General features: G+C 71.8%; 16 protein-coding genes and 1 riboswitch. Of the genes, 15 read left to right on the top strand and 1 reads right to left on the bottom strand.

The window, feature by feature from the left end; genetic code table 11:
• Positions 1-130 precede the first annotated feature (130 nt).
• From hpnC to FHS34_RS24700, 13 genes are all read left to right on the top strand, one after another.
• A complete protein-coding gene (hpnC, locus tag FHS34_RS24755) occupies positions 131-1,027 on the top strand; it encodes a squalene synthase HpnC (RefSeq protein ID WP_184969129.1) in 897 nt (298 codons plus the stop codon).
• Complete coding sequence (gene hpnD, locus FHS34_RS24750; RefSeq protein WP_184969118.1) at positions 1,024-1,986, top strand: presqualene diphosphate synthase HpnD; 963 nt, start codon at positions 1,024-1,026, stop codon at positions 1,984-1,986. Before hpnC ends, hpnD begins: the two co-directional genes overlap by 4 nt.
• Positions 1,986-2,114, top strand: a complete 129-nt coding sequence (locus tag FHS34_RS44195) for a DUF6380 family protein (protein ID WP_372478613.1) — start codon at positions 1,986-1,988, stop codon at positions 2,112-2,114. The genes hpnD and FHS34_RS44195 overlap by 1 nt, the downstream gene beginning before the upstream one ends.
• The gene (hpnE, locus tag FHS34_RS24745; protein ID WP_184969116.1) at positions 2,111-3,535 is read left to right on the top strand and encodes a hydroxysqualene dehydroxylase HpnE; all 1,425 of its coding nucleotides are present in this window, start codon (positions 2,111-2,113) and stop codon (positions 3,533-3,535) included. The genes FHS34_RS44195 and hpnE overlap by 4 nt, the downstream gene beginning before the upstream one ends.
• Complete coding sequence (locus FHS34_RS24740) at positions 3,535-4,671, top strand: polyprenyl synthetase family protein (RefSeq protein ID WP_184969114.1); 1,137 nt, start codon at positions 3,535-3,537, stop codon at positions 4,669-4,671. The genes hpnE and FHS34_RS24740 overlap by 1 nt, the downstream gene beginning before the upstream one ends.
• A 116-nt stretch (positions 4,672-4,787) precedes the next feature.
• On the top strand, positions 4,788-6,818 hold the full coding sequence (gene shc / locus FHS34_RS24735; RefSeq protein ID WP_184969112.1) for a squalene--hopene cyclase: 2,031 nt from the start codon (positions 4,788-4,790) through the stop codon (positions 6,816-6,818).
• A 1-nt stretch (position 6,819) separates the two neighbouring features.
• Positions 6,820-7,461 carry a phosphorylase family protein gene (locus FHS34_RS24730; protein ID WP_184969110.1) on the top strand — a complete coding sequence of 214 codons (642 nt, stop codon included), beginning with the start codon at positions 6,820-6,822 and terminating at the stop codon, positions 7,459-7,461.
• Between the two features lie 5 nt (positions 7,462-7,466).
• On the top strand, positions 7,467-8,489 hold the full coding sequence (gene hpnH, locus FHS34_RS24725; protein ID WP_184969108.1) for an adenosyl-hopene transferase HpnH: 1,023 nt from the start codon (positions 7,467-7,469) through the stop codon (positions 8,487-8,489).
• Between the two features lie 4 nt (positions 8,490-8,493).
• Positions 8,494-9,627 carry a flavodoxin-dependent (E)-4-hydroxy-3-methylbut-2-enyl-diphosphate synthase gene (gene ispG / locus FHS34_RS24720; protein ID WP_184969106.1) on the top strand — a complete coding sequence of 378 codons (1,134 nt, stop codon included), beginning with the start codon at positions 8,494-8,496 and terminating at the stop codon, positions 9,625-9,627.
• A gap of 31 nt (positions 9,628-9,658) precedes the next feature.
• Complete coding sequence (gene dxs, locus FHS34_RS24715; RefSeq protein ID WP_225817723.1) at positions 9,659-11,611, top strand: 1-deoxy-D-xylulose-5-phosphate synthase; 1,953 nt, start codon at positions 9,659-9,661, stop codon at positions 11,609-11,611.
• Between the two features lie 54 nt (positions 11,612-11,665).
• Positions 11,666-13,051 (top strand): aspartate aminotransferase family protein, encoded by a 1,386-nt coding sequence (locus FHS34_RS24710; protein ID WP_184969104.1) that lies wholly within the window; start codon positions 11,666-11,668, stop codon positions 13,049-13,051.
• Positions 13,052-13,132: 81 nt separating this feature from the next.
• Entirely contained in the window at positions 13,133-13,756 is a 624-nt protein-coding gene (locus tag FHS34_RS24705; RefSeq protein ID WP_184969102.1) for a helix-turn-helix domain-containing protein, read from the top strand.
• Positions 13,753-13,875, top strand: a complete 123-nt coding sequence (locus FHS34_RS24700; RefSeq protein WP_184969100.1) for a DUF6126 family protein — start codon at positions 13,753-13,755, stop codon at positions 13,873-13,875. The genes FHS34_RS24705 and FHS34_RS24700 overlap by 4 nt, the downstream gene beginning before the upstream one ends.
• A gap of 30 nt (positions 13,876-13,905) precedes the next feature.
• Here FHS34_RS24700 and FHS34_RS24695 read toward each other — a convergent pair whose 3' ends face one another.
• Entirely contained in the window at positions 13,906-14,703 is a 798-nt protein-coding gene (locus FHS34_RS24695; RefSeq protein WP_184969098.1) for a tyrosine-protein phosphatase, read from the bottom strand.
• Positions 14,704-14,874: 171 nt separating this feature from the next.
• Here FHS34_RS24695 and FHS34_RS24690 point away from each other — a divergent pair, with 171 nt between their 5' ends.
• The gene (locus tag FHS34_RS24690; protein ID WP_184969623.1) at positions 14,875-16,947 is read left to right on the top strand and encodes an alpha-galactosidase; all 2,073 of its coding nucleotides are present in this window, start codon (positions 14,875-14,877) and stop codon (positions 16,945-16,947) included.
• A 311-nt stretch (positions 16,948-17,258) separates the two neighbouring features.
• Positions 17,259-17,411: riboswitch (cyclic di-AMP (ydaO/yuaA leader) on the top strand.
• A gap of 5 nt (positions 17,412-17,416) precedes the next feature.
• Positions 17,417-18,361 carry a M23 family metallopeptidase gene (locus tag FHS34_RS24685; RefSeq protein ID WP_184969095.1) on the top strand — a complete coding sequence of 315 codons (945 nt, stop codon included), beginning with the start codon at positions 17,417-17,419 and terminating at the stop codon, positions 18,359-18,361.
• Positions 18,362-18,394 lie beyond the last annotated feature (33 nt).

Here is an 18,394-nt window from a genome sequence, read left to right as displayed (position 1 = left end):
ATTGCGGGGCGGCGTGTCCGAAATAGTGTGTATTGGGTCGGCAGTGTAGAACGGGAGATGTGACGGCAATGGCTACGGAAACTCCCCAGCTCAGCGCAGCATGTGCCGTCCCCGCCCAGGGCTGCCCCCGATGACGGGCACCGCCCCGGCGCCCGACCTGGAACGCGCCACGCTGGACAAGGCCGCGAGCGAGAACTTCCCCGTGGCCCCCTTCTTCCTCCCCAGAGCCTGGCGCGACGACCTCATGGCCGTCTACGGCTTCGCCCGCCTCGTCGACGACATCGGCGACGGCGACCTCGCCCCCGGCGGAGCCGACGCCCGGGCGCTCGGCGTGTCGCCGGCCGGGGCGGCGGACCGGCTGGTCCTCCTCGACGCCTTCGAGGCCGACCTGCGCCGCGTCTTCGACGGCACCCCGCGCCACCCGCTGCTGCGGCGCCTGCAGCCCACTGTCCGCCGCCGCGCGCTGACTCCCGAGCCGTTCCTCGGCCTGATCGCCGCCAACCGCCAGGACCAGCTCGTCACCCGGTACGAGACCTACGACGACCTCCTCGCCTACTGCGAACTGTCGGCCAACCCCGTCGGCCGCCTCGTCCTCGCCGTCACCGGCACCTCGACCCCCGAACGGATCCGGCTGTCCGACGCGATCTGCACCGCACTCCAGATCGTCGAGCACCTCCAGGACGTCGCCGAGGACCTCGGCCGCGACCGGATCTACCTCCCCGCCGAGGACATGAAGCGCTTCCACGTCGAGGAAGCGGACCTCTCCGCGAAAACCACAGGCGCATCGGTGCGCACCCTGGTTGCATACGAAGCACAACGCGCCCGCGATCTGCTGAATGAAGGCGCCCCCCTCGTGGGTAGCGTCCACGGCAGGCTGAAGTTGCTGCTCGCGGGGTTCGTGGCAGGGGGGAAGGCGGCGATCAGGGCGATCGCCGCCGCCGAATACGACGTACTTTCCGGCCCGCCCAGACCCGGCAAGGTCCAGTTGCTGCGTGAGGCGGGCGTGATCCTGCGAGGAGAGGGGTGATCCGGACCGTGGATTCTCCGCCGCACGTGTCCGCACCGGTACTCGCCGCCTACAGCTACTGCGAGGCCGTCACCGGGCAGCAGGCCCGTAACTTCGCGTACGGTATCCGGCTGCTGCCGACGGCCAAGCGACGCGCCATGTCGGCGCTGTACGCGTTCTCCCGGCGCGTGGACGACATCGGCGACGGCGACCTGCCCGGCGAGACCAAGCTGGCACGTCTGGAGGACACCCGGACGCTGCTCGTCCGGGTCCGCGAGGACAAGGTCGGGGAGGACGACACCGACCCGGTGGCCGTCGCCCTCAGCCACGCCGCGCGGGCCTTCCCGATCCCGCTCGGCGGTCTCGACGAGCTGATCGACGGCGTCCAGATGGACGTGCGCGGGGAGACCTACGAGACCTGGGACGACCTCAAGGTGTACTGCCGGTGCGTCGCCGGTGCCATCGGCCGCCTCTCGCTCGGCGTGTTCGGCACCGAGCCGGGCGCGCGCGGCGCCGAACGGGCGGCCGAGTACGCCGACACGCTGGGCCTCGCGCTGCAGCTCACCAACATCCTGCGCGACGTCCGCGAGGACGCCACGGGCGGCCGGACCTATCTGCCCGCCGACGACCTCGCCAAGTTCGGCTGCTCGGCCGGGTTCCACGCGCCGACCCCGCCGGAGGGCTCCGACTTCGCCGGCCTCGTCCACTTCGAAGTGCGGCGCGCCCGGGCTCTGTTCGCCGAGGGCTACCGGCTGCTGCCCATGCTCGACCGGCGCAGCGGCGCCTGTGTGGCCGCGATGGCCGGCATCTACCGCCGGCTGCTGGACCGCATCGAGCGCGACCCGGAGGCCGTGCTGCGCGGCCGGGTCTCGCTGCCCGGCCACGAGAAGGCCTACGTCGCCGTGCGCGGCCTGTCCGGACTCGACACCCGGCACGTGACCCGCCATGTCTCCCGGCGCTCCGTGCGGAGGCGCGCCTGATGGAGCGCACCGAACCGGACGGCAAGCGGCAGGCAACCCTCCGTTGCGGCGTGGCGTCCCTGACTGCGACGGCCGGGCGTGCACCGTTCAACCAGCACGCTCGGCACGCACGGAAGGACGCACGATGAGCGACGGCTCACCCCCCGCACCGGCACCGGCCGACGGCCCGCGGACAGGCCGCAGCGCCGTCGTGGTCGGCGGCGGGCTCGCCGGGATCACCGCGGCGCTCGCCCTCGCCGACGCCGGCGTCCGGGTCACCCTGCTCGAAGGCAGGCCAAGGCTGGGCGGCCTCGCCTTCTCCTTCCAGCGCGGCGAACTGACCGTCGACAACGGACAGCACGTGTACCTGCGCTGCTGCACCGCCTACCGCTGGTTCCTCGACCGCATCGAGGGCGCGGCGCTGGCACCGCTGCAGGACCGCCTGGACGTGCCCGTCGTCGACGTCGCCAAGCCCGAGGGGCGGCGGCTCGGCAGGCTGCGGCGCGACCCGCTGCCCGTCCCCCTCCACCTGGGGCGCAGCCTGGCCGCCTATCCGCATCTCTCGCTCGCCGAGCGCGCGGCCGTCGGGCGGGCCGCGCTCGCGCTGAAGGGGCTCGACCTCACCGATCCAGCTCTGGACACCCAGGACTTCGGCAGCTGGCTGGCCGCGCACGGCCAGTCCGCGCGTGCCGTCGAGGCCCTGTGGGACCTGGTCGGGGTCGCCACGCTCAACGCGGTCGCGGGCGACGCCTCGCTGGGGCTCGCCGCGATGGTGTTCAAGACCGGTCTGCTGTCCGACCCGGGCGCGGCCGACATCGGCTGGGCCCATGTCCCGCTGGGCGAACTGCACGACCGGCTCGCCCGCAAGGCGCTCGACTCCGCGGGCGTGCGTACCGAGGTCCGTACACGCGTCACCTCCGTCCTCAACAACGAGAACGGGGCCTGGAGCGTTCAGGTTCCCGGCGAGACGATTTCCGCGGACGCCGTCGTCCTCGCCGTACCCCAGCGCGAGGCCCACGAACTGCTGCCGGCCGGCGCCCTCGACGACCCCGGGCGGCTGCTGGAGATCGGCACCGCACCGATCCTGAACGTCCACGTCGTCTACGACCGCAAGGTCCTCGCGCGCCCCTTCTTCGCGGCCGTCGGCACCCCCGTGCAGTGGGTGTTCGACCGCAGCCACGCCTCGGGACTGAAGGCGGGACAGTACCTCGCGCTGTCCCAGTCGGCCGCGCAGGACGAGATCGACATGCCGGTCGCCGGCCTCCGCGAGCGCTATCTGCCCGAACTGGAGCGGCTCATCCCGGGCACGCGCACGGCCGAGGTGCTGGACTTCTTCGTGACCCGGGAGCGCACGGCGACGTTCGCCCCCGCCCCCGGCGTCGGGCGGCTGCGGCCCGGCGCCCGCACCAAGGCCCCCGGCCTGTACCTGGCCGGAGCGTGGACCGCCACCGGGTGGCCCGCGACCATGGAGAGCGCGGTCCGCAGTGGAGTGAGCGCGGCCGACGCCGCCCTCAGCACCCTGGGCCGGCCCCGCCCCCGCCACCTCTTCGAGTTCGAGGAGGCGGCCTGATGCCCGGTCTGGAGCATGCGGCAGGCCCCCGCACCCCCGGTACCGCAACAAGAGGAGAGACTGTGCCCACTGTGCCCCCGGCCGCGACGCCCGCTCGGAGGCCCGCGGTGGACGTGACCGCGCTGCTGGAGCGCGGCCGGACCCTGGCCACGCCGGTGCTCCGCGAGGCCGTCGACCGCCTGGCGCCGCCCATGGACACCGTCGCCGCCTACCACTTCGGCTGGATCGACGCCGCCGGCAACCCCGCCGAGGGGGACGGCGGCAAGGCCGTCCGCCCGGCGCTCGCCGTGCTCTCCGCCGAAGTCACCGGCGCCGCACCCGAGGCAGGCGTCCCGGGCGCGGTCGCCGTCGAACTCGTGCACAACTTCTCGCTGCTGCACGACGACCTGATGGACGGCGACGAGCAGCGCCGGCACCGCGACACCGTATGGAAGGTGCACGGTCCCGCCCAGGCCATCCTGGTCGGCGACGCCCTGTTCGCCCTCGCCAACGAGGTCCTGCTGGAGCTCGGGACCGTCGAGGCCGGCCGCGCCACCCGCCGGCTGACCACCGCCACCCGCGCCCTGATCGACGGTCAGGCCCAGGACATCTCCTACGAGCACCGCGACCGCGTCAGCGTCGAGGAGTGCCTGGAGATGGAGGGCAACAAGACCGGTGCCCTGCTCGCCTGCGCCTCCTCCATCGGCGCGGTGCTCGGCGGCGCGGACGACGCCACCGCCGACGCGCTGGAACGGTACGGCTATCACCTCGGCCTCGCCTTCCAGGCCGTGGACGACCTGCTCGGCATCTGGGGCGACCCGGAGGCCACCGGCAAGCAGACCTGGAGCGACCTGCGCCAGCGCAAGAAGTCCCTGCCGGTCGTCGCCGCCCTCGCGGCCGGCGGCCCCGCCTCCGAGCAGCTCGGTGAGATCCTCGCCGCCGACGCCAAGAGCAGCGACTTCGAGAACTTCTCCGAGGAGGAGTTCGCCGCCCGCGCCGCCCTCATCGAGGAGGCCGGCGGCCGCGAGTGGACGGCCGAGGAGGCGCGCCGCCAGCACACCGTCGCCGTCGAGGCCCTCGACGCCGTCGACATGCCGGGCCGGGTGCGGGACTCCTTCACGGCGCTCGCCGACTTCGTCGTCGTACGGAAGAGATGATCACTATCGGCCGGACTTGCCTCGCTTAGTCGCCGGCCGGTGCCGCAGGGATGCGGACACCGGCCGACGGCGGACCCACAGCAGCACGACTCGCACGACTGCACGAAGGGGAAGCCATGACAGCGACGACCGACGGAAGCACCGGGGCGACCCTGCCGCCCCGCGCTGCCGCGGCCAGCGACACCACACTCATCACCCCCGAGGCGGCCGGGGTACAAGAAGCCGCCGCACGCGCCGCACGACGCGCCACCGACTTCCTGCTCGCCACGCAGGACACCGAGGGCTGGTGGAAGGGCGACCTGGAGACCAACGTCACCATGGACGCCGAGGACCTGCTGCTCCGTCAGTTCCTGGGCATCCTGGACGAGCACACCGCGCAGGCCGCCGCCACGTTCATCCGCGGTGAGCAGCGCCCGGACGGCACCTGGGCCACCTTCCACGGCGGCCCCGGCGAACTGTCGGCCACCGTCGAGGCGTACGTCGCCCTGCGCCTGGCCGGCGACGCGCCCGACGCCCCGCACATGGCGAAGGCCTCCGCCTGGATCCGCGAGCGCGGCGGCATCGCCGCCGCCCGGGTCTTCACCCGGATCTGGCTCGCCCTGTTCGGCTGGTGGAAGTGGGAGGACCTGCCCGAACTCCCGCCGGAGCTCATCTACTTCCCCACGTGGTTCCCGCTCAACATCTACAACTTCGGGTGCTGGGCGCGGCAGACCATCGTGCCGCTCACCATCGTCTCCGCCAAGCGCCCGGTGCGCCCGGCGCCGTTCGCGCTGGACGAGCTGCACACCGACCCGGCCAACCCGAACCCGCCGCAGCCGCTCGCCCCGGTGGCGAGCTGGGACGGCCTCTTCCAGCGGCTCGACAAGGTTGTCCGCGGCTACCGCAAGGTCGCGGTGCGCCGGCTGCGCAGGGCCGCGATGAACTCGGCGGCCCGCTGGATCATCGAGCGGCAGGAGAACGACGGCTGCTGGGGCGGCATCCAGCCCCCGGCCGTGTACTCGGTCATCGCCCTGCACCTGCTCGGTTACGACCTGGAGCACCCGGTGCTGCGCGAGGGCCTCGCCTCGCTGGATCGATTCGCCGTCTGGCGCGAGGACGGCGCCCGGATGATCGAGGCCTGCCAGTCCCCGGTGTGGGACACCTGCCTGGCCACCATCGCCCTCGTGGACGCCGGACTGCCGGTGGACCACCCGCAGCTGGTCAGGGCGGCCGACTGGATGCTCGGCGAGGAGATCGTCCGGCCCGGCGACTGGGCCGTGCGGCGGCCCCAGCTTCCCCCGGGCGGATGGGCCTTCGAGTTCCACAACGACAACTACCCGGACATCGACGACACCGCCGAGGTCGCCCTCGCGCTGCGCAGGGTCCGCCACCACGACCCCGAGCGCGTGGACCACGCGATCGCGCGGGCCGTCCGCTGGAACCTCGGGATGCAGTCCAGGAACGGCGGCTGGGGCGCCTTCGACGTCGACAACACCAGCCCGTTCCCGAACCGGCTGCCGTTCTGCGACTTCGGCGAGGTCATCGACCCGCCGTCCGCGGACGTCACCGCGCACGTCGTGGAGATGCTCGCCGCCGAGGGCCTGGCCCACGACCCGCGCACCCGGCGCGGAATCGACTGGCTGCTCGCCGAACAGGAGCCCGACGGCTCGTGGTTCGGCCGCTGGGGCGTCAACTACATCTACGGCACCGGGTCGGTCGTCCCCGCACTCACCGCGGCGGGACTGCCCGGCTCGCACCCCGCGATCCGGCGGGCCGTGGTCTGGCTGGAGAGCGTCCAGAACGACGACGGCGGCTGGGGCGAGGACCTGCGCTCCTACAAGCACGTCAAGGAGTGGAGCGGCCGCGGCGCCTCCACCGCCTCGCAGACCGCGTGGGCGTTGATGGCCCTGCTCGCGGCGGGGGAGAAGGACTCCAAGGCCGTCGAGCGCGGCGTCCAGTGGCTGGCCGGGACCCAGCGGGAGGACGGCAGCTGGGACGAGCCGTACTTCACCGGCACCGGCTTCCCCTGGGACTTCTCCATCAACTACCACCTCTACCGGCAGGTCTTCCCGCTCACCGCGCTCGGCCGGTACCTGCACGGCGACCCCTTCGAGCGCAAGCTGCTCGCCCGCCCGAGGAAGACCTCCCCGCAGGCCGAGGGGGACTGAATTGAACGACCAGCCCGCCCCGGCCCCGCTGCTGATCGCCTGCGCGCTCGGCATCGAGCACCTCGCCCTGCGCACCGGCGACCGCGGCGGTGCCGGCGGGCCGGTGACCTTCGTCCGCACGGGCATGGGGCCTCGTGCGGCGGAACGCTCCGTCACCCGGCTCCTGGCCGGCCCGGCACCGGCCGACACGGCCGTGCTGGCCACCGGCTTCTGTGCCGGGCTGGCCCCCGGGATGCACCCCGGCGACCTGGTCGTCGCCGAGGAGACCCGGGACCCGCGCGGGACCGTCCCGTGCGTGGGCACCGAACTACTGGTCAAGGAACTCGTGCGCCTGCTGCCCGGACGCACCGTCCACACCGGACCGCTCACCGGCTCCGACCACGTGGTCAGGGGACCCGAGCGGTCCGACCTGCTCGCCACCGGCGCGATCGCGGTCGACATGGAGTCGGCGGCCACGCTGCTGGCGGCCGTGCGCACGGGCGAGCGCCCGGTCGCGGCCGTCCGGGTGGTCGTGGACGCTCCCGAACACGAACTCGTCCGGATCGGCACGGTGCGCGGGGGGATATCAGCCTTCCGTGTTCTCCGTTCCATCCTTCCCGCATTTTTCGAATGGCACCGTTCTTTGCTGCTCCCCCGGAGGTGAGCCAGATGGCCATGCCGTTGCGTCAGTCCATCAAGGTCGCTACATACCTGGCCGAACAGAAGCTCCGCAAGCGGGACAAGTTCCCGCTCATCGTCGAGCTGGAACCGCTCTTCGCCTGCAATCTGAAGTGCGAGGGCTGCGGCAAGATCCAGCACCCGGCCGGTGTGCTCAAGCAGCGCATGCCGGTGGCCCAGGCCGTGGGCGCGGTGCTGGAGTCCGGTGCGCCGATGGTGTCCATCGCGGGCGGTGAGCCCCTGATGCACCCCCATATCGACGAGATCGTCCGCCAGTTGGTGGCGAGGCGGAAATACGTCTTCCTGTGCACCAACGCGATGCTGCTGCGCAAGAAGATCGACAAGTTCAAGCCCTCCCCCTACTTCGCCTTCGCCGTGCACATCGACGGTCTGCGGGAGCGGCACGACGAGTCCGTCGCGAAGGAGGGTGTGTTCGACGAGGCGGTGGAGGCCATCAAGGAGGCCAAGCGGCGCGGCTTCCGGGTGACCACCAACTCCACCTTCTTCAACACCGACACCCCGCAGACCATCGTCGAGGTGCTCAACTTCCTCAACGACGACCTCAAGGTCGACGAGATGATGATCTCGCCCGCCTACGCCTACGAGAAGGCGCCCGACCAGGAGCACTTCCTCGGCGTCGAGCAGACCCGGGAGCTGTTCAGGAAGGCCTTCGCGGGCGGCAACCGCCAGAAGTGGCGGCTCAACCACTCCCCGCTCTTCCTGGACTTCCTGGAGGGCAAGGTCGACTTCCCGTGCACCGCGTGGGCGATCCCGAACTATTCGCTCTTCGGCTGGCAGCGTCCCTGCTACCTGATGAGCGACGGGTACGTGCCGACGTACCGGGAACTCGTCGAGGAGACCGACTGGGACAAGTACGGCCGTGGAAAGGACCCGCGGTGCGACAACTGCATGGCGCACTGCGGTTACGAGCCGACCGCCGTGCTCGCCACCATGGGCTCCCTGAAGGAGTCGCTGCGGGCGATGCGCGAGACCGTCTCCGGAAACCGGGAGTGACGCGATGACCGCTGTTCCCTTGGGCGTTCCGGAGGTGCCGGCCCGTCCGGTGGCGCCGCGGCGCGTGTCGCGGCAGATCCAGGTCGGGCCGGTGGCGGTCGGGGGCGGCGCCCCGGTGTCGGTGCAGTCGATGACGACGACCCGTACGTCGGACGTGGGCGCCACCCTCCAGCAGATCGCGGAACTCACCGCGTCCGGCTGCCAGATCGTCCGCGTCGCCTGCCCCACGCAGGACGACGCGGACGTCCTCGCGACCATCGCCCGCAAGTCGCAGATCCCGGTGATCGCGGACATCCACTTCCAGCCGAAGTACGTCTTCGCCGCCATCGAGGCGGGCTGTGCCGCGGTCCGTGTGAACCCGGGCAACATCAAGAAGTTCGACGACCAGGTGAAGGAGATCGCGCGCGCCGCGGGGGACCACGGCACCCCGATCCGGATCGGCGTCAACGCCGGCTCCCTCGACCGGCGGCTGCTCCAGAAGTACGGCAAGGCCACCCCCGAGGCGCTGGTCGAGTCCGCCCTGTGGGAGGCCTCGCTCTTCGAGGAGCACGGCTTCCGCGACATCAAGATCTCCGTCAAGCACAACGACCCGGTCGTGATGATCGAGGCCTACCGGCAGCTCGCCGAGCGGTGCGACTACCCGCTGCACCTCGGTGTGACCGAGGCCGGCCCGGCCTTCCAGGGCACGATCAAGTCGGCGGTCGCCTTCGGCGCGCTGCTCTCCCGGGGCATCGGGGACACGATCCGGGTGTCGCTGAGCGCCCCGCCGGCCGAGGAGGTCAAGGTCGGCATCCAGATCCTGGAATCCCTGGGTCTGCGCCAACGGCGCCTGGAGATCGTCTCCTGTCCGTCCTGCGGCCGGGCCCAGGTGGACGTGTACAAGCTGGCCGAGGAGGTCACGGCGGGCCTGGACGGCATGGAGGTGCCGCTCAGGGTCGCGGTGATGGGGTGCGTGGTCAACGGTCCGGGCGAGGCCCGGGAGGCCGACCTCGGCGTCGCCTCGGGCAATGGCAAGGGGCAGATCTTCGTCAAGGGCGAGGTCATCAAGACCGTCCCCGAATCGAAGATCGTGGAGACGCTCATCGAGGAGGCCATGAAGCTCGCCGAGCGGACGAGCCCCGCGGAACAGGTGAGTTGAGGAAACGCACAGATCGAGAGGGGGCCCGAGCGTGACCATTCTGGAGAACATCCGGGGACCACGCGACGTGAAGGCGCTGTCCGAGGCGGAACTCGGCGAACTGTCCGAAGAAATACGTGAGTTCCTGGTGAACGCGGTGTCGAGGACCGGCGGTCACCTCGGGCCGAATCTGGGCGTGGTGGAACTCACCGTCGCGCTCCACCGGGTATTCGAGTCACCGGTCGACCGCATCCTGTGGGACACCGGCCACCAGAGCTATGTGCACAAGCTGCTGACGGGACGGCAGGACTTCTCGAAGCTGCGCGGCAAGGGCGGCCTGTCCGGCTACCCCTCGCGCGAGGAGTCCGAGCACGACGTCATCGAGAACAGCCACGCCTCCACCGCGCTCGGCTGGGCGGACGGCCTCGCCAAGGCCAACCAGGTGCAGGGGGAGAAGGGCCATGTGGTCGCGGTCATCGGCGACGGCGCGCTGACCGGCGGCATGGCCTGGGAGGCGCTCAACAACATCGCCGCGGCCAAGGACCGGCCGCTGATCATCGTCGTCAACGACAACGAACGCTCGTACGCCCCCACCATCGGCGGCCTCGCCAGCCATCTGGCCACCCTGCGCACCACCGACGGCTACGAGAAGGTTCTCGCCTGGGGCAAGGAGGTGCTCCAGCGCACCCCGGTCGTCGGCGGCACCCTCTACGAGTCCCTGCACGGCGCCAAGAAGGGCTTCAAGGACGCCTTCGCCCCGCAGGGCATGTTCGAGGACCTGGGCCTGAAGTACCTCGGTCCGATCGACGGCCACGACATCAAGGCCGTCGAGTCGGCGCTGCGGCGGGCGAAGCGCTTCCACGGTCCCGTCCTGGTCCACTGCCTCACCGTCAAGGGCCGCGGCTACGAGCCCGCCCTCGCGCACGAGGAGGACCACTTCCACAGCGTCGGCGTGATGGACCCGCTGACCTGCGCACCGCTGACACCGTCCACGGGGCCCTCCTGGACCTCCGTGTTCGGTGAGGAGATGGTGCGGATCGGCGAGGAGCGGGACGACGTCGTCGCCATCACGGCCGCCATGCTGCACCCGGTCGGCCTGGGGAAGTTCGCCGAACGCTTCCCGGACCGGGTGTGGGACGTGGGCATCGCCGAGCAGCACGCGACCGTCTCCGCGGCCGGCCTCGCGACCGGAGGGCTGCACCCGGTCGTCGCCGTCTACGCCACCTTCCTCAACCGGGCCTTCGACCAGCTGCTCATGGACGTCGCCCTGCACCGGTGCGGGGTGACCTTCGTGCTGGACCGGGCCGGTGTCACCGGCACCGACGGAGCCTCCCACAACGGCATGTGGGACATGTCCGTGCTGCAGGTCGTCCCCGGCCTGCGGATCGCCGCGCCGCGCGACGCGGGCCGGCTGCGGGCACAGCTGCGCGAGGCGGTCGCCGTGGACGACGCGCCCACCCTGGTCCGCTTCCCGAAGGAGTCCGTGGGCCCGGACATCCCCGCGGTCGGCCGAGTCGGAGACATGGACGTCCTGCACCGCGCCGAACGTCCCGAGGTGCTGCTGGTGGCCGTCGGCGTGATGGCGTCGGTGTGCCTCCAGGCCGCCGAACTGCTGGAGTCCCGCGGCATCGGCTGCACCGTGGTGGACCCGCGCTGGGTCAAGCCCGTCGACCCCGCGCTGCCCGCGCTCGCGGCCGGGCACCGGCTGGTGGCCGTGGTCGAGGACAACAGCCGTGCCGGGGGCGTCGGTTCGGCCGTGGCGCTGGCCCTCGGCGATGCCGACGTGGACGTGCCGGTGCGGCGGTTCGGCATTCCGGAGCAGTTCCTGGCGCATGCCAAGCGCGGCGAGGTACTCGCCGACATCGGCCTGACGCCCGTCGAGATCGCCGGGCGGATCGGCGCGAGCCTCGCGGCGCGGGGCGTCACCGGTGCGGCCGCGAGCGCCGAGAATGGCGGTACCGGGGCCCCGGCGCCGTCCGGGCCGGTCGCGCCCACGCGGCGGTAGCCGCATGCATCACCATGGCCCGGCGCCCCTTCGGGGCGCTGACGAGGAGGTTGAATGAGCACCGAGTTCGACCTGGGCGCTCTGCTCGCCGAGCGCGGAGCCGAACGCTACGAGCTGCACGCCAGGCACCTCAACCCGCAGCTCCCGCGCATGCTGCACACCATCGGCTTCGACAAGGTCTACGAGCGCGCCGAGGGAGCGCACTTCTTCGACGCGGACGGCAACGACTACCTGGACATGCTCGCCGGGTTCGGGGTGATGGGCCTGGGCCGTCACCACCCGGTCGTCCGCAAGGCGCTGCACGACGTCCTGGACCTGGACCTCGCCGACCTCACCCGCTTCGACTGCCAGCCGCTGCCCGGCCTGCTGGCGGAACGGCTCCTCACGCACAGCCCGCACCTGGACCGGGTGTTCTTCGGCAACAGCGGCACCGAGGCGGTCGAGACGGCCCTGAAGTTCGCCCGGTACGCCACCGGCAGGCCCCGTGTCCTGTACTGCGACCACGCCTTCCACGGTCTGACCACCGGCTCCCTGTCGGTCAACGGCGAGAGCGGCTTCCGCGACGGGTTCGCTCCGCTGCTGCCCGACACCGCCGTACCGCTCGGCGATCTGGACGCGCTCGCCCGGGAGCTGAAGAAGGGCGACGTGGCCGCCCTGATCGTGGAGCCGATCCAGGGCAAGGGCGTCCACGAGGCCCCGCCCGGCTATCTGCGGGCCGCGCAGGAACTGCTGCACAAGCACAAGGCCCTGCTGATCGCCGACGAGGTGCAGACCGGCCTCGGCCGCACCGGTGACTTCTACGCCTACCAGCACGAGGACGGCGTCGAACCGGACCTGGTGTGTGTGGCCAAGGCGCTGTCCGGCGGCTATGTGCCGGTCGGTGCCACGCTCGGCAAGGAGTGGATCTTCAAGAAGGTCTACTCGTCCATGGACCGCGTGCTGGTGCACTCGGCCAGCTTCGGCGCCAACGCCCAGGCCATGGCCTGCGGGCTCGCCGTGCTGTCGGTCATGGAGAACGAGCAGATCGTCGCCGGTGTACGCAGGACGGGCGAGCTGCTCAAGTCCCGGCTCACCGCGCTGATCGACACCTACGAGCTGCTTGCCGACGTCCGCGGCCGGGGTCTGATGATCGGCATCGAGTTCGGCAAGCCGTCCTCGCTGAAGCTGCGCGGCCGGTGGACCATGCTGCAGGCGGCCCGCAAGGGTCTGTTCGCGCAGATGGTCGTCGTTCCGCTGCTGCAGAAGCACCGGATCCTCACCCAGGTCTCCGGTGACCACCTGGAGGTGATCAAGCTCATTCCGCCGCTGGTCGCCGACGAGGCCGACGTGGAGCGGTTCGTGGCCGCCTTCACCGCGGTGATGGAGGACGCGCACAGCGGCGGCGGCCTGATGTGGGACTTCGGCAAGACACTGATCAAACAGGCGGTGGCCAACCGCTGACCCCGAAGCGGCGCGGCCGGGCGGTTTTGCCTGAGAGGCAAGAAAATTGCCGGTGAGGCAAAAATCGGGCTCAATGGAGGCATGAACGCCTCAGACACCGCGCCGCCGCCGGCTCCGGACGACGGCCTCCCCGCCGTCGCACCGCAGCTGCGCGCTCTGCGCCGGCGCGCGGGCCTCACGCTGGAGGCCGCGGCCCGTGCCGCCGGCCTCTCACCGGCCCACCTCTCCCGCCTGGAGACCGGGCACCGGCAGCCGTCGCTGCCGATGCTGCTCGCGCTCGCCCGTATCTACGGTACGACGGTCTCCGAACTGCTCGGCGAGTCGGTCGGCGATCAGCACGCGATCGTGCGGGCCGCCGACATGGAACCGACCCGGGCGGGCGGGTGGACGTACGTCCAGGCCGGGGCGCCCGGCCGCGGGATGCAGGCCCTGCGGGTACGGGTGCCGTACGGCTCACAGGGCGACATCGTGCGGGTCCACCCCGGTGAGGAGTGGCTCCACGTCCTCGGGGGACGCCTGCGGCTGCGGCTCGGGGACACCGTGCATCTGCTCGGGCCCGGTGACAGCGCGCACTTCGACTCCCTCACCCCGCACCGCCTCGCCGCCGAGGACCACGACGGCGTGGAGCTGCTGTTCGTCCACACCCTGCTGCAGAGTCCCACGGCCACGCTGTGCCTGGGCCCGCTGACCGGAGAGCTGCCATGAGCAACTTCGAAGAGAAATTCCCCCGTGCCCTGTGGATCCGACTGCTCATCTACATCGCCCTCGGGCATGTCCTGGCGGCGTTCCTCTACCTGCTGTTCGCGGTGGGCGCCAAGGGCTGACCCCGGCCCGCGGGCCGAGGCCGTCCGTCGTCAGTCCAGCAGACGTTCGCGCAGCCGCTCGCGCGACTCGGGGGCGAGGGCGAGGCCCTGCGCCAGATAGGCCTCGACGCCGCCCCACGTCTCCTCGATGCTCGCGAAGGCCGCCTCCAGATACTCGGCGCGGGCGTCGAACAGCGGGCTGAGCAGGTCCATCACCTCGGGGGTGTACGCGGTGTCCGCGCTGCCGCTGCGGCGGACCCTGTAGCGGCGGTGCTTGGCGTTGGACTCCAGGTAGTCGGCGACGATCGCCTCGCGCTCGACCCCCAGGGCGAGCAGGGTGACGGCGATGGAGATGCCCGCGCGGTCCTTGCCGGCCGCGCAGTGCATCAGGGCGGGGACGCTGTCGTCGGCGAGCGCGTGCAGCACCCGGGAGTGCTCGGCGGTGCGCTCCTTGACGATCTTCCGGTAGGAGGCGGTCATCCGGGCCGCCGCCTTGCCGTCGTCGAGGATCGCGCGCAGCTGGTCGAGGTCGCCGTCGCGGACCATCTTCCAGAACTCGGCGCCGTCGGCCGGGTCGCTCAGCGGCAGGTTCACATTGCGCACGCCGGGGAGCTCGACATCGGGGCCCTCCAGCTTCTGGTCGGCCGCGTTGCGGAAGTCGAAGACGGTGTGCAGCTCCAGGGAGGCGAGAAAGGCCGCGTCCTCCTCGGTCGCGTGCGCGAGATGGCCGCTGCGGAACAGCACTCCGTGGCGCACCCGCCGCCCGTCCACGGTGGGCAGTCCGCCCACGTCCCGGAAGTTGCGGACTCCGGCCAGCTCCGGCTCGGTCGACGGGACCTGCTGCGTCACGGGGGCTCCTCCCGGTCGGCCCCGCCGACGCGGCTCGTCGACGGGCGCTCCGTCGACGATACGACATCGATTACCTCGGGCAATGAGTTGTCCACAGGCATTGTCAGGCAGGTGCGCGGCCCACGATGATGTTGGTACTTGAGCGTATCTGTGGGCACCTGTGAGGTCTCGATGGTGGACATCGCCGAAGACGGTCGTACCTGGCTCCTGTCGGGCCCCGGCAGCAGCTACGCCCTGCATCTCACCGACGCGGACGAACTGCTCCACCTGCACTGGGGGCCGCGCATCGCCCTCGCCGACGCCGAGGCGCTCGCGGTGCGCCCGCTGCCCGCCTACCGGCCCTTCGAGTCGCCGCTCGACGGCCGCGAGGAGTACCCCGTCGAGGGCGGTCCCCGGTTCGTCCGGCCCGCCCTGTCCGTACGCACCGAGGAGCGGCGCGGCACCGAGTGGCGCTTCGTGTCGTACGCCACGGAGGGCGACGGGCTGCGGCTGCGCTTCGACGACGACGGCGTGGGCATCACGCTGCACCACCGGATGCGCGGCGACGTCGTCGAGCGCTGGGTGACCGTCGAGAACGGCGGCCGCACGCGCGTGGAGCTGCTGCGGGCCGACGCGGCCACCTGGACGCTGCCCGACCGCGAGGGCTGGCGGCTGTCCCAGCTGCACGGCCGCTGGGCCGCCGAGTCCCGGCTCACCACCGCCCCCCTCGGCTACGGCGAGAAGGTCATCGGCAGCCGCCGCGGCCACACGGGCCACCAGCACCTGCCCTGGGTGGCCCTGGACACCGACGCCACCGAGGAACACGGCGAGGTCTACGGCTGCGCGCTCGGCTGGTCCGGCTCCTGGCGCATCGCGGTGGCCCAGCTCCCCGACGCGCGCGTGCAGATCACCGGCGGCGCCGGGTACGACGACTCGGGCCTGCTCCGCCTCGAGCCCGGGGAGTCGTACACCACCCCGGTCTTCGCGGGCCTGTGGAGCGACGGCGGTTTCGGCGGCGCGAGCCGGGCCTGGCACGCCTACCAGCGCGCCCACGTCATCCCGGACGCCGGGCGGGACCGGCCCGTGCTCTTCAACTCCTGGGAGGCGACCGGCTTCGACATCTCCGAGGAACAGCAGGCCGCCCTCGCCCGGCGGGCCGCGGAGATCGGCGTCGAGCTGTTCGTGGTGGACGACGGCTGGTTCGGTGCCCGCACCAGCGACCGCGCCGGCCTCGGCGACTGGACGCCCAACCCCGGCCGGTTCCCGCACGGCGTCAAGCCCCTCGCCGACCACGTGCACGGCCTGGGCATGCGGTTCGGCATCTGGGTCGAGCCCGAGATGGTCAACCCGGACAGTGAGCTGTACCGCGCCCACCCCGACTGGGTGCAGTACCAAACGGGACGTAAGCGGACAGAGCTGCGCAATCAGCTTGTACTCAACCTCGCGCGTGAGGACGTCCGGGAGTACCTGTGGGAGCGGCTGGACGCCCTGCTCTCCAGTGCCCCGATCGACTACGTGAAGTGGGACTTCAACCGCTGCTTCACCGACGCGGGCTGGCCCGGGGAGGCGTACCCGCAGCGCCTGTGGGTGGACCACGTCCGCGCCCTGTACGCCCTGCTGGACCGGCTGCGGGCGGCGCACCCCGGGGTCGCCTTCGAGTCCTGCTCGGGCGGCGGCGGCCGGATCGACCTCGGCGTGCTCGCCCGCACCGACCAGGTGTGGACCTCCGACAACACCGACCCCCTGGACCGGCTCGCCATCCAGCACGGCTTCACGCAGATCCACCCCGCGCGCGTGATGGCCGCCTGGGTCACCGACAGCCCCAACACCCAGCTCAACGGGCGGGTCAGCTCGCTGCGGTTCCGGTTCGTCAGTGCCATGGCGGGCGTACTCGGGGTCGGGGGCGACCTGACGGAGTGGAGCGCACGGGAGCTGGCCGAGGCGCGGCACTGGGTGGAGCTGTACAAGGAGATCCGCCCGGTGGTCCAGCACGGCGACCTGTACCGGCTCAGGCCCCCGGCGGGCGGCCTGAGCGCCGTGCAGTACGTCCGGGGGGAGGAGTCCGTCGTCCTCGCCTGGCTCCAGGCGCAGCGCTACGGCGAGCCGGTGCCGGCGGTGCGGCTGCGCGGACTCGACCCCACAGCATCGTACGAATGCCGCGAAACGGGTGAAGTGCACCGGGGTGCGGTACTCCTGCACCACGGACTCCATCCGCAACTCAAGGGTGACCTGGATGCGACGGTTCTCCGGTTGCGTCGCATCTGAGCTGTATGTCCGGATCGGCACCTTCATTCCAACTCGTGGTGGAGCAGGGGAGGGTGGGGAGCGGACGCGTGAGCAGTGTCATATCCGTGACCGTGCGTCGCGCGTCATGTCCACGTAATGACCGCACGGACCAGGGGAATTGAAAGAGTGTCGCGTGCGGGAACGCACTCTGGGTGACGGTGAACTCCCGTAACCGATCATCCGAAACCCGCACAACGGGAACCACTCGCTTGTTTCCACGCGTCCCGCTCGCTTACTTTCGCCACCGATCCGGACGGAACGCCGAATCCTGCCGCCGCCCGGAGTCCCACACACATGACCCGCGTCGGCAGGAGCGGGGGACCCACCAGGCACGACTGCCTGTCCCGGTCTCCGCGACAGGCCAGGGGTGCAGCCGTGCGCGCACGGCCGGGCAGCTCCAGCCCGAACCCGACAGCTGACCTCGCAGGCGCCGGAGAGGAATCGCGCCATGCCCGCCAAGGGTAAGCACCGACGTCCCAAGCCCCCGCGTCTTTCCCGCTCCATCGCCGTCGCCGGAACCGGTGGCGCCGCCCTGGCCCTCCCGCTCCTCGGGGCCACCGGAGCACACGCCGCCACCCCCGCCCAGTCCCCGTCCGGAACGGCCGTGCGAACCCTTCCGGAAACGGTGAGGACCGCCGCGCAGCCGGACCCGGGTGCGCGCCACTACACCGTGCGCAGCGGCGACTGCCTCGCCACGATCGCCGAGTCGCAGCATGTCGGCGGCGGCTGGCAGCGGCTCTACGACGACAACCGCCAGGCCGTCGGCGCCGACCCGTCGCTCATCCACCCCGGCCTGGAGCTCACCCTCGGCGGGAAGGCCGCGCCGGCCCGAGCCGAGTCCACCGCCCCGCAGTCCGCCCCGGCCGCCCCCTCCCGGCCGGCCGCCCCGAAGCCCGCCGAGACCCCCGCCCCGGCCCGGACCTCCGCCCCGGCCCCCGCCCGGACCTCCGAACCGGCCGCGTCCGGCACCGCGCGGAGCGCCGCCGGGTACACCCTCCCGGTGGCCGGCGCCACCATCGGTACCGGCTACCACGTGGCCGGCAGCATGTGGTCCAGCGGCTACCACACCGGCGTCGACTTCGTCGTACCGACCGGCACGCCCCTCAAGGCCGTCGCCGCCGGCACGGTCGTCTCCGCGGGCTGGGGCGGCGCGTACGGCAACCAGGTCGTCCTCAAGCTCGAGGACGGCCACTTCGCCCAGTACGCCCACCTGTCGCAGCTCTCCGTCTCGGCCGGCCAGACCGTGACCGCGGGTCAGCAGGTCGGCCTGTCCGGCGCCACCGGCAACGTGACGGGCCCGCACCTGCACTTCGAGATCCGCACCACCCCGGACTACGGCTCCGACCTCGACCCCGTCGGCTACCTCCGCGGCCACGGCGTCGCCGTCGGCTGACGGCCGGCTCCCCGCACCACCCGCCTGACACGC

Source organism: Streptomyces echinatus, from assembly GCF_014203595.1.
GTDB classification, from domain to species: domain Bacteria; phylum Actinomycetota; class Actinomycetes; order Streptomycetales; family Streptomycetaceae; genus Streptomyces; species Streptomyces echinatus.
This window is presented reverse-complemented; position numbering and strand designations above follow the sequence as displayed.

What these genes read in the sequence shown, in the direction of transcription:
- hpnC (WP_184969129.1), top strand. Translation starts at nt 131, where the DNA reads ATGACGGGCACCGCCCCGGCGCCCGACCTGGAACGCGCCACGCTGGAC.
- FHS34_RS44195 (WP_372478613.1), top strand. Translation starts at nt 1,986, where the DNA reads ATGGAGCGCACCGAACCGGACGGCAAGCGGCAGGCAACCCTCCGTTGC.
- hpnE (WP_184969116.1), top strand. Translation starts at nt 2,111, where the DNA reads ATGAGCGACGGCTCACCCCCCGCACCGGCACCGGCCGACGGCCCGCGG.
- FHS34_RS24740 (WP_184969114.1), top strand. Translation starts at nt 3,535, where the DNA reads ATGCCCGGTCTGGAGCATGCGGCAGGCCCCCGCACCCCCGGTACCGCA.
- shc (WP_184969112.1), top strand. Translation starts at nt 4,788, where the DNA reads ATGACAGCGACGACCGACGGAAGCACCGGGGCGACCCTGCCGCCCCGC.
- hpnH (WP_184969108.1), top strand. Translation starts at nt 7,467, where the DNA reads ATGGCCATGCCGTTGCGTCAGTCCATCAAGGTCGCTACATACCTGGCC.
- ispG (WP_184969106.1), top strand. Translation starts at nt 8,494, where the DNA reads ATGACCGCTGTTCCCTTGGGCGTTCCGGAGGTGCCGGCCCGTCCGGTG.
- FHS34_RS24710 (WP_184969104.1), top strand. Translation starts at nt 11,666, where the DNA reads ATGAGCACCGAGTTCGACCTGGGCGCTCTGCTCGCCGAGCGCGGAGCC.
- FHS34_RS24705 (WP_184969102.1), top strand. Translation starts at nt 13,133, where the DNA reads ATGAACGCCTCAGACACCGCGCCGCCGCCGGCTCCGGACGACGGCCTC.
- FHS34_RS24700 (WP_184969100.1), top strand. Translation starts at nt 13,753, where the DNA reads ATGAGCAACTTCGAAGAGAAATTCCCCCGTGCCCTGTGGATCCGACTG.
- FHS34_RS24690 (WP_184969623.1), top strand. Translation starts at nt 14,875, where the DNA reads ATGGTGGACATCGCCGAAGACGGTCGTACCTGGCTCCTGTCGGGCCCC.
- FHS34_RS24685 (WP_184969095.1), top strand. Translation starts at nt 17,417, where the DNA reads ATGCCCGCCAAGGGTAAGCACCGACGTCCCAAGCCCCCGCGTCTTTCC.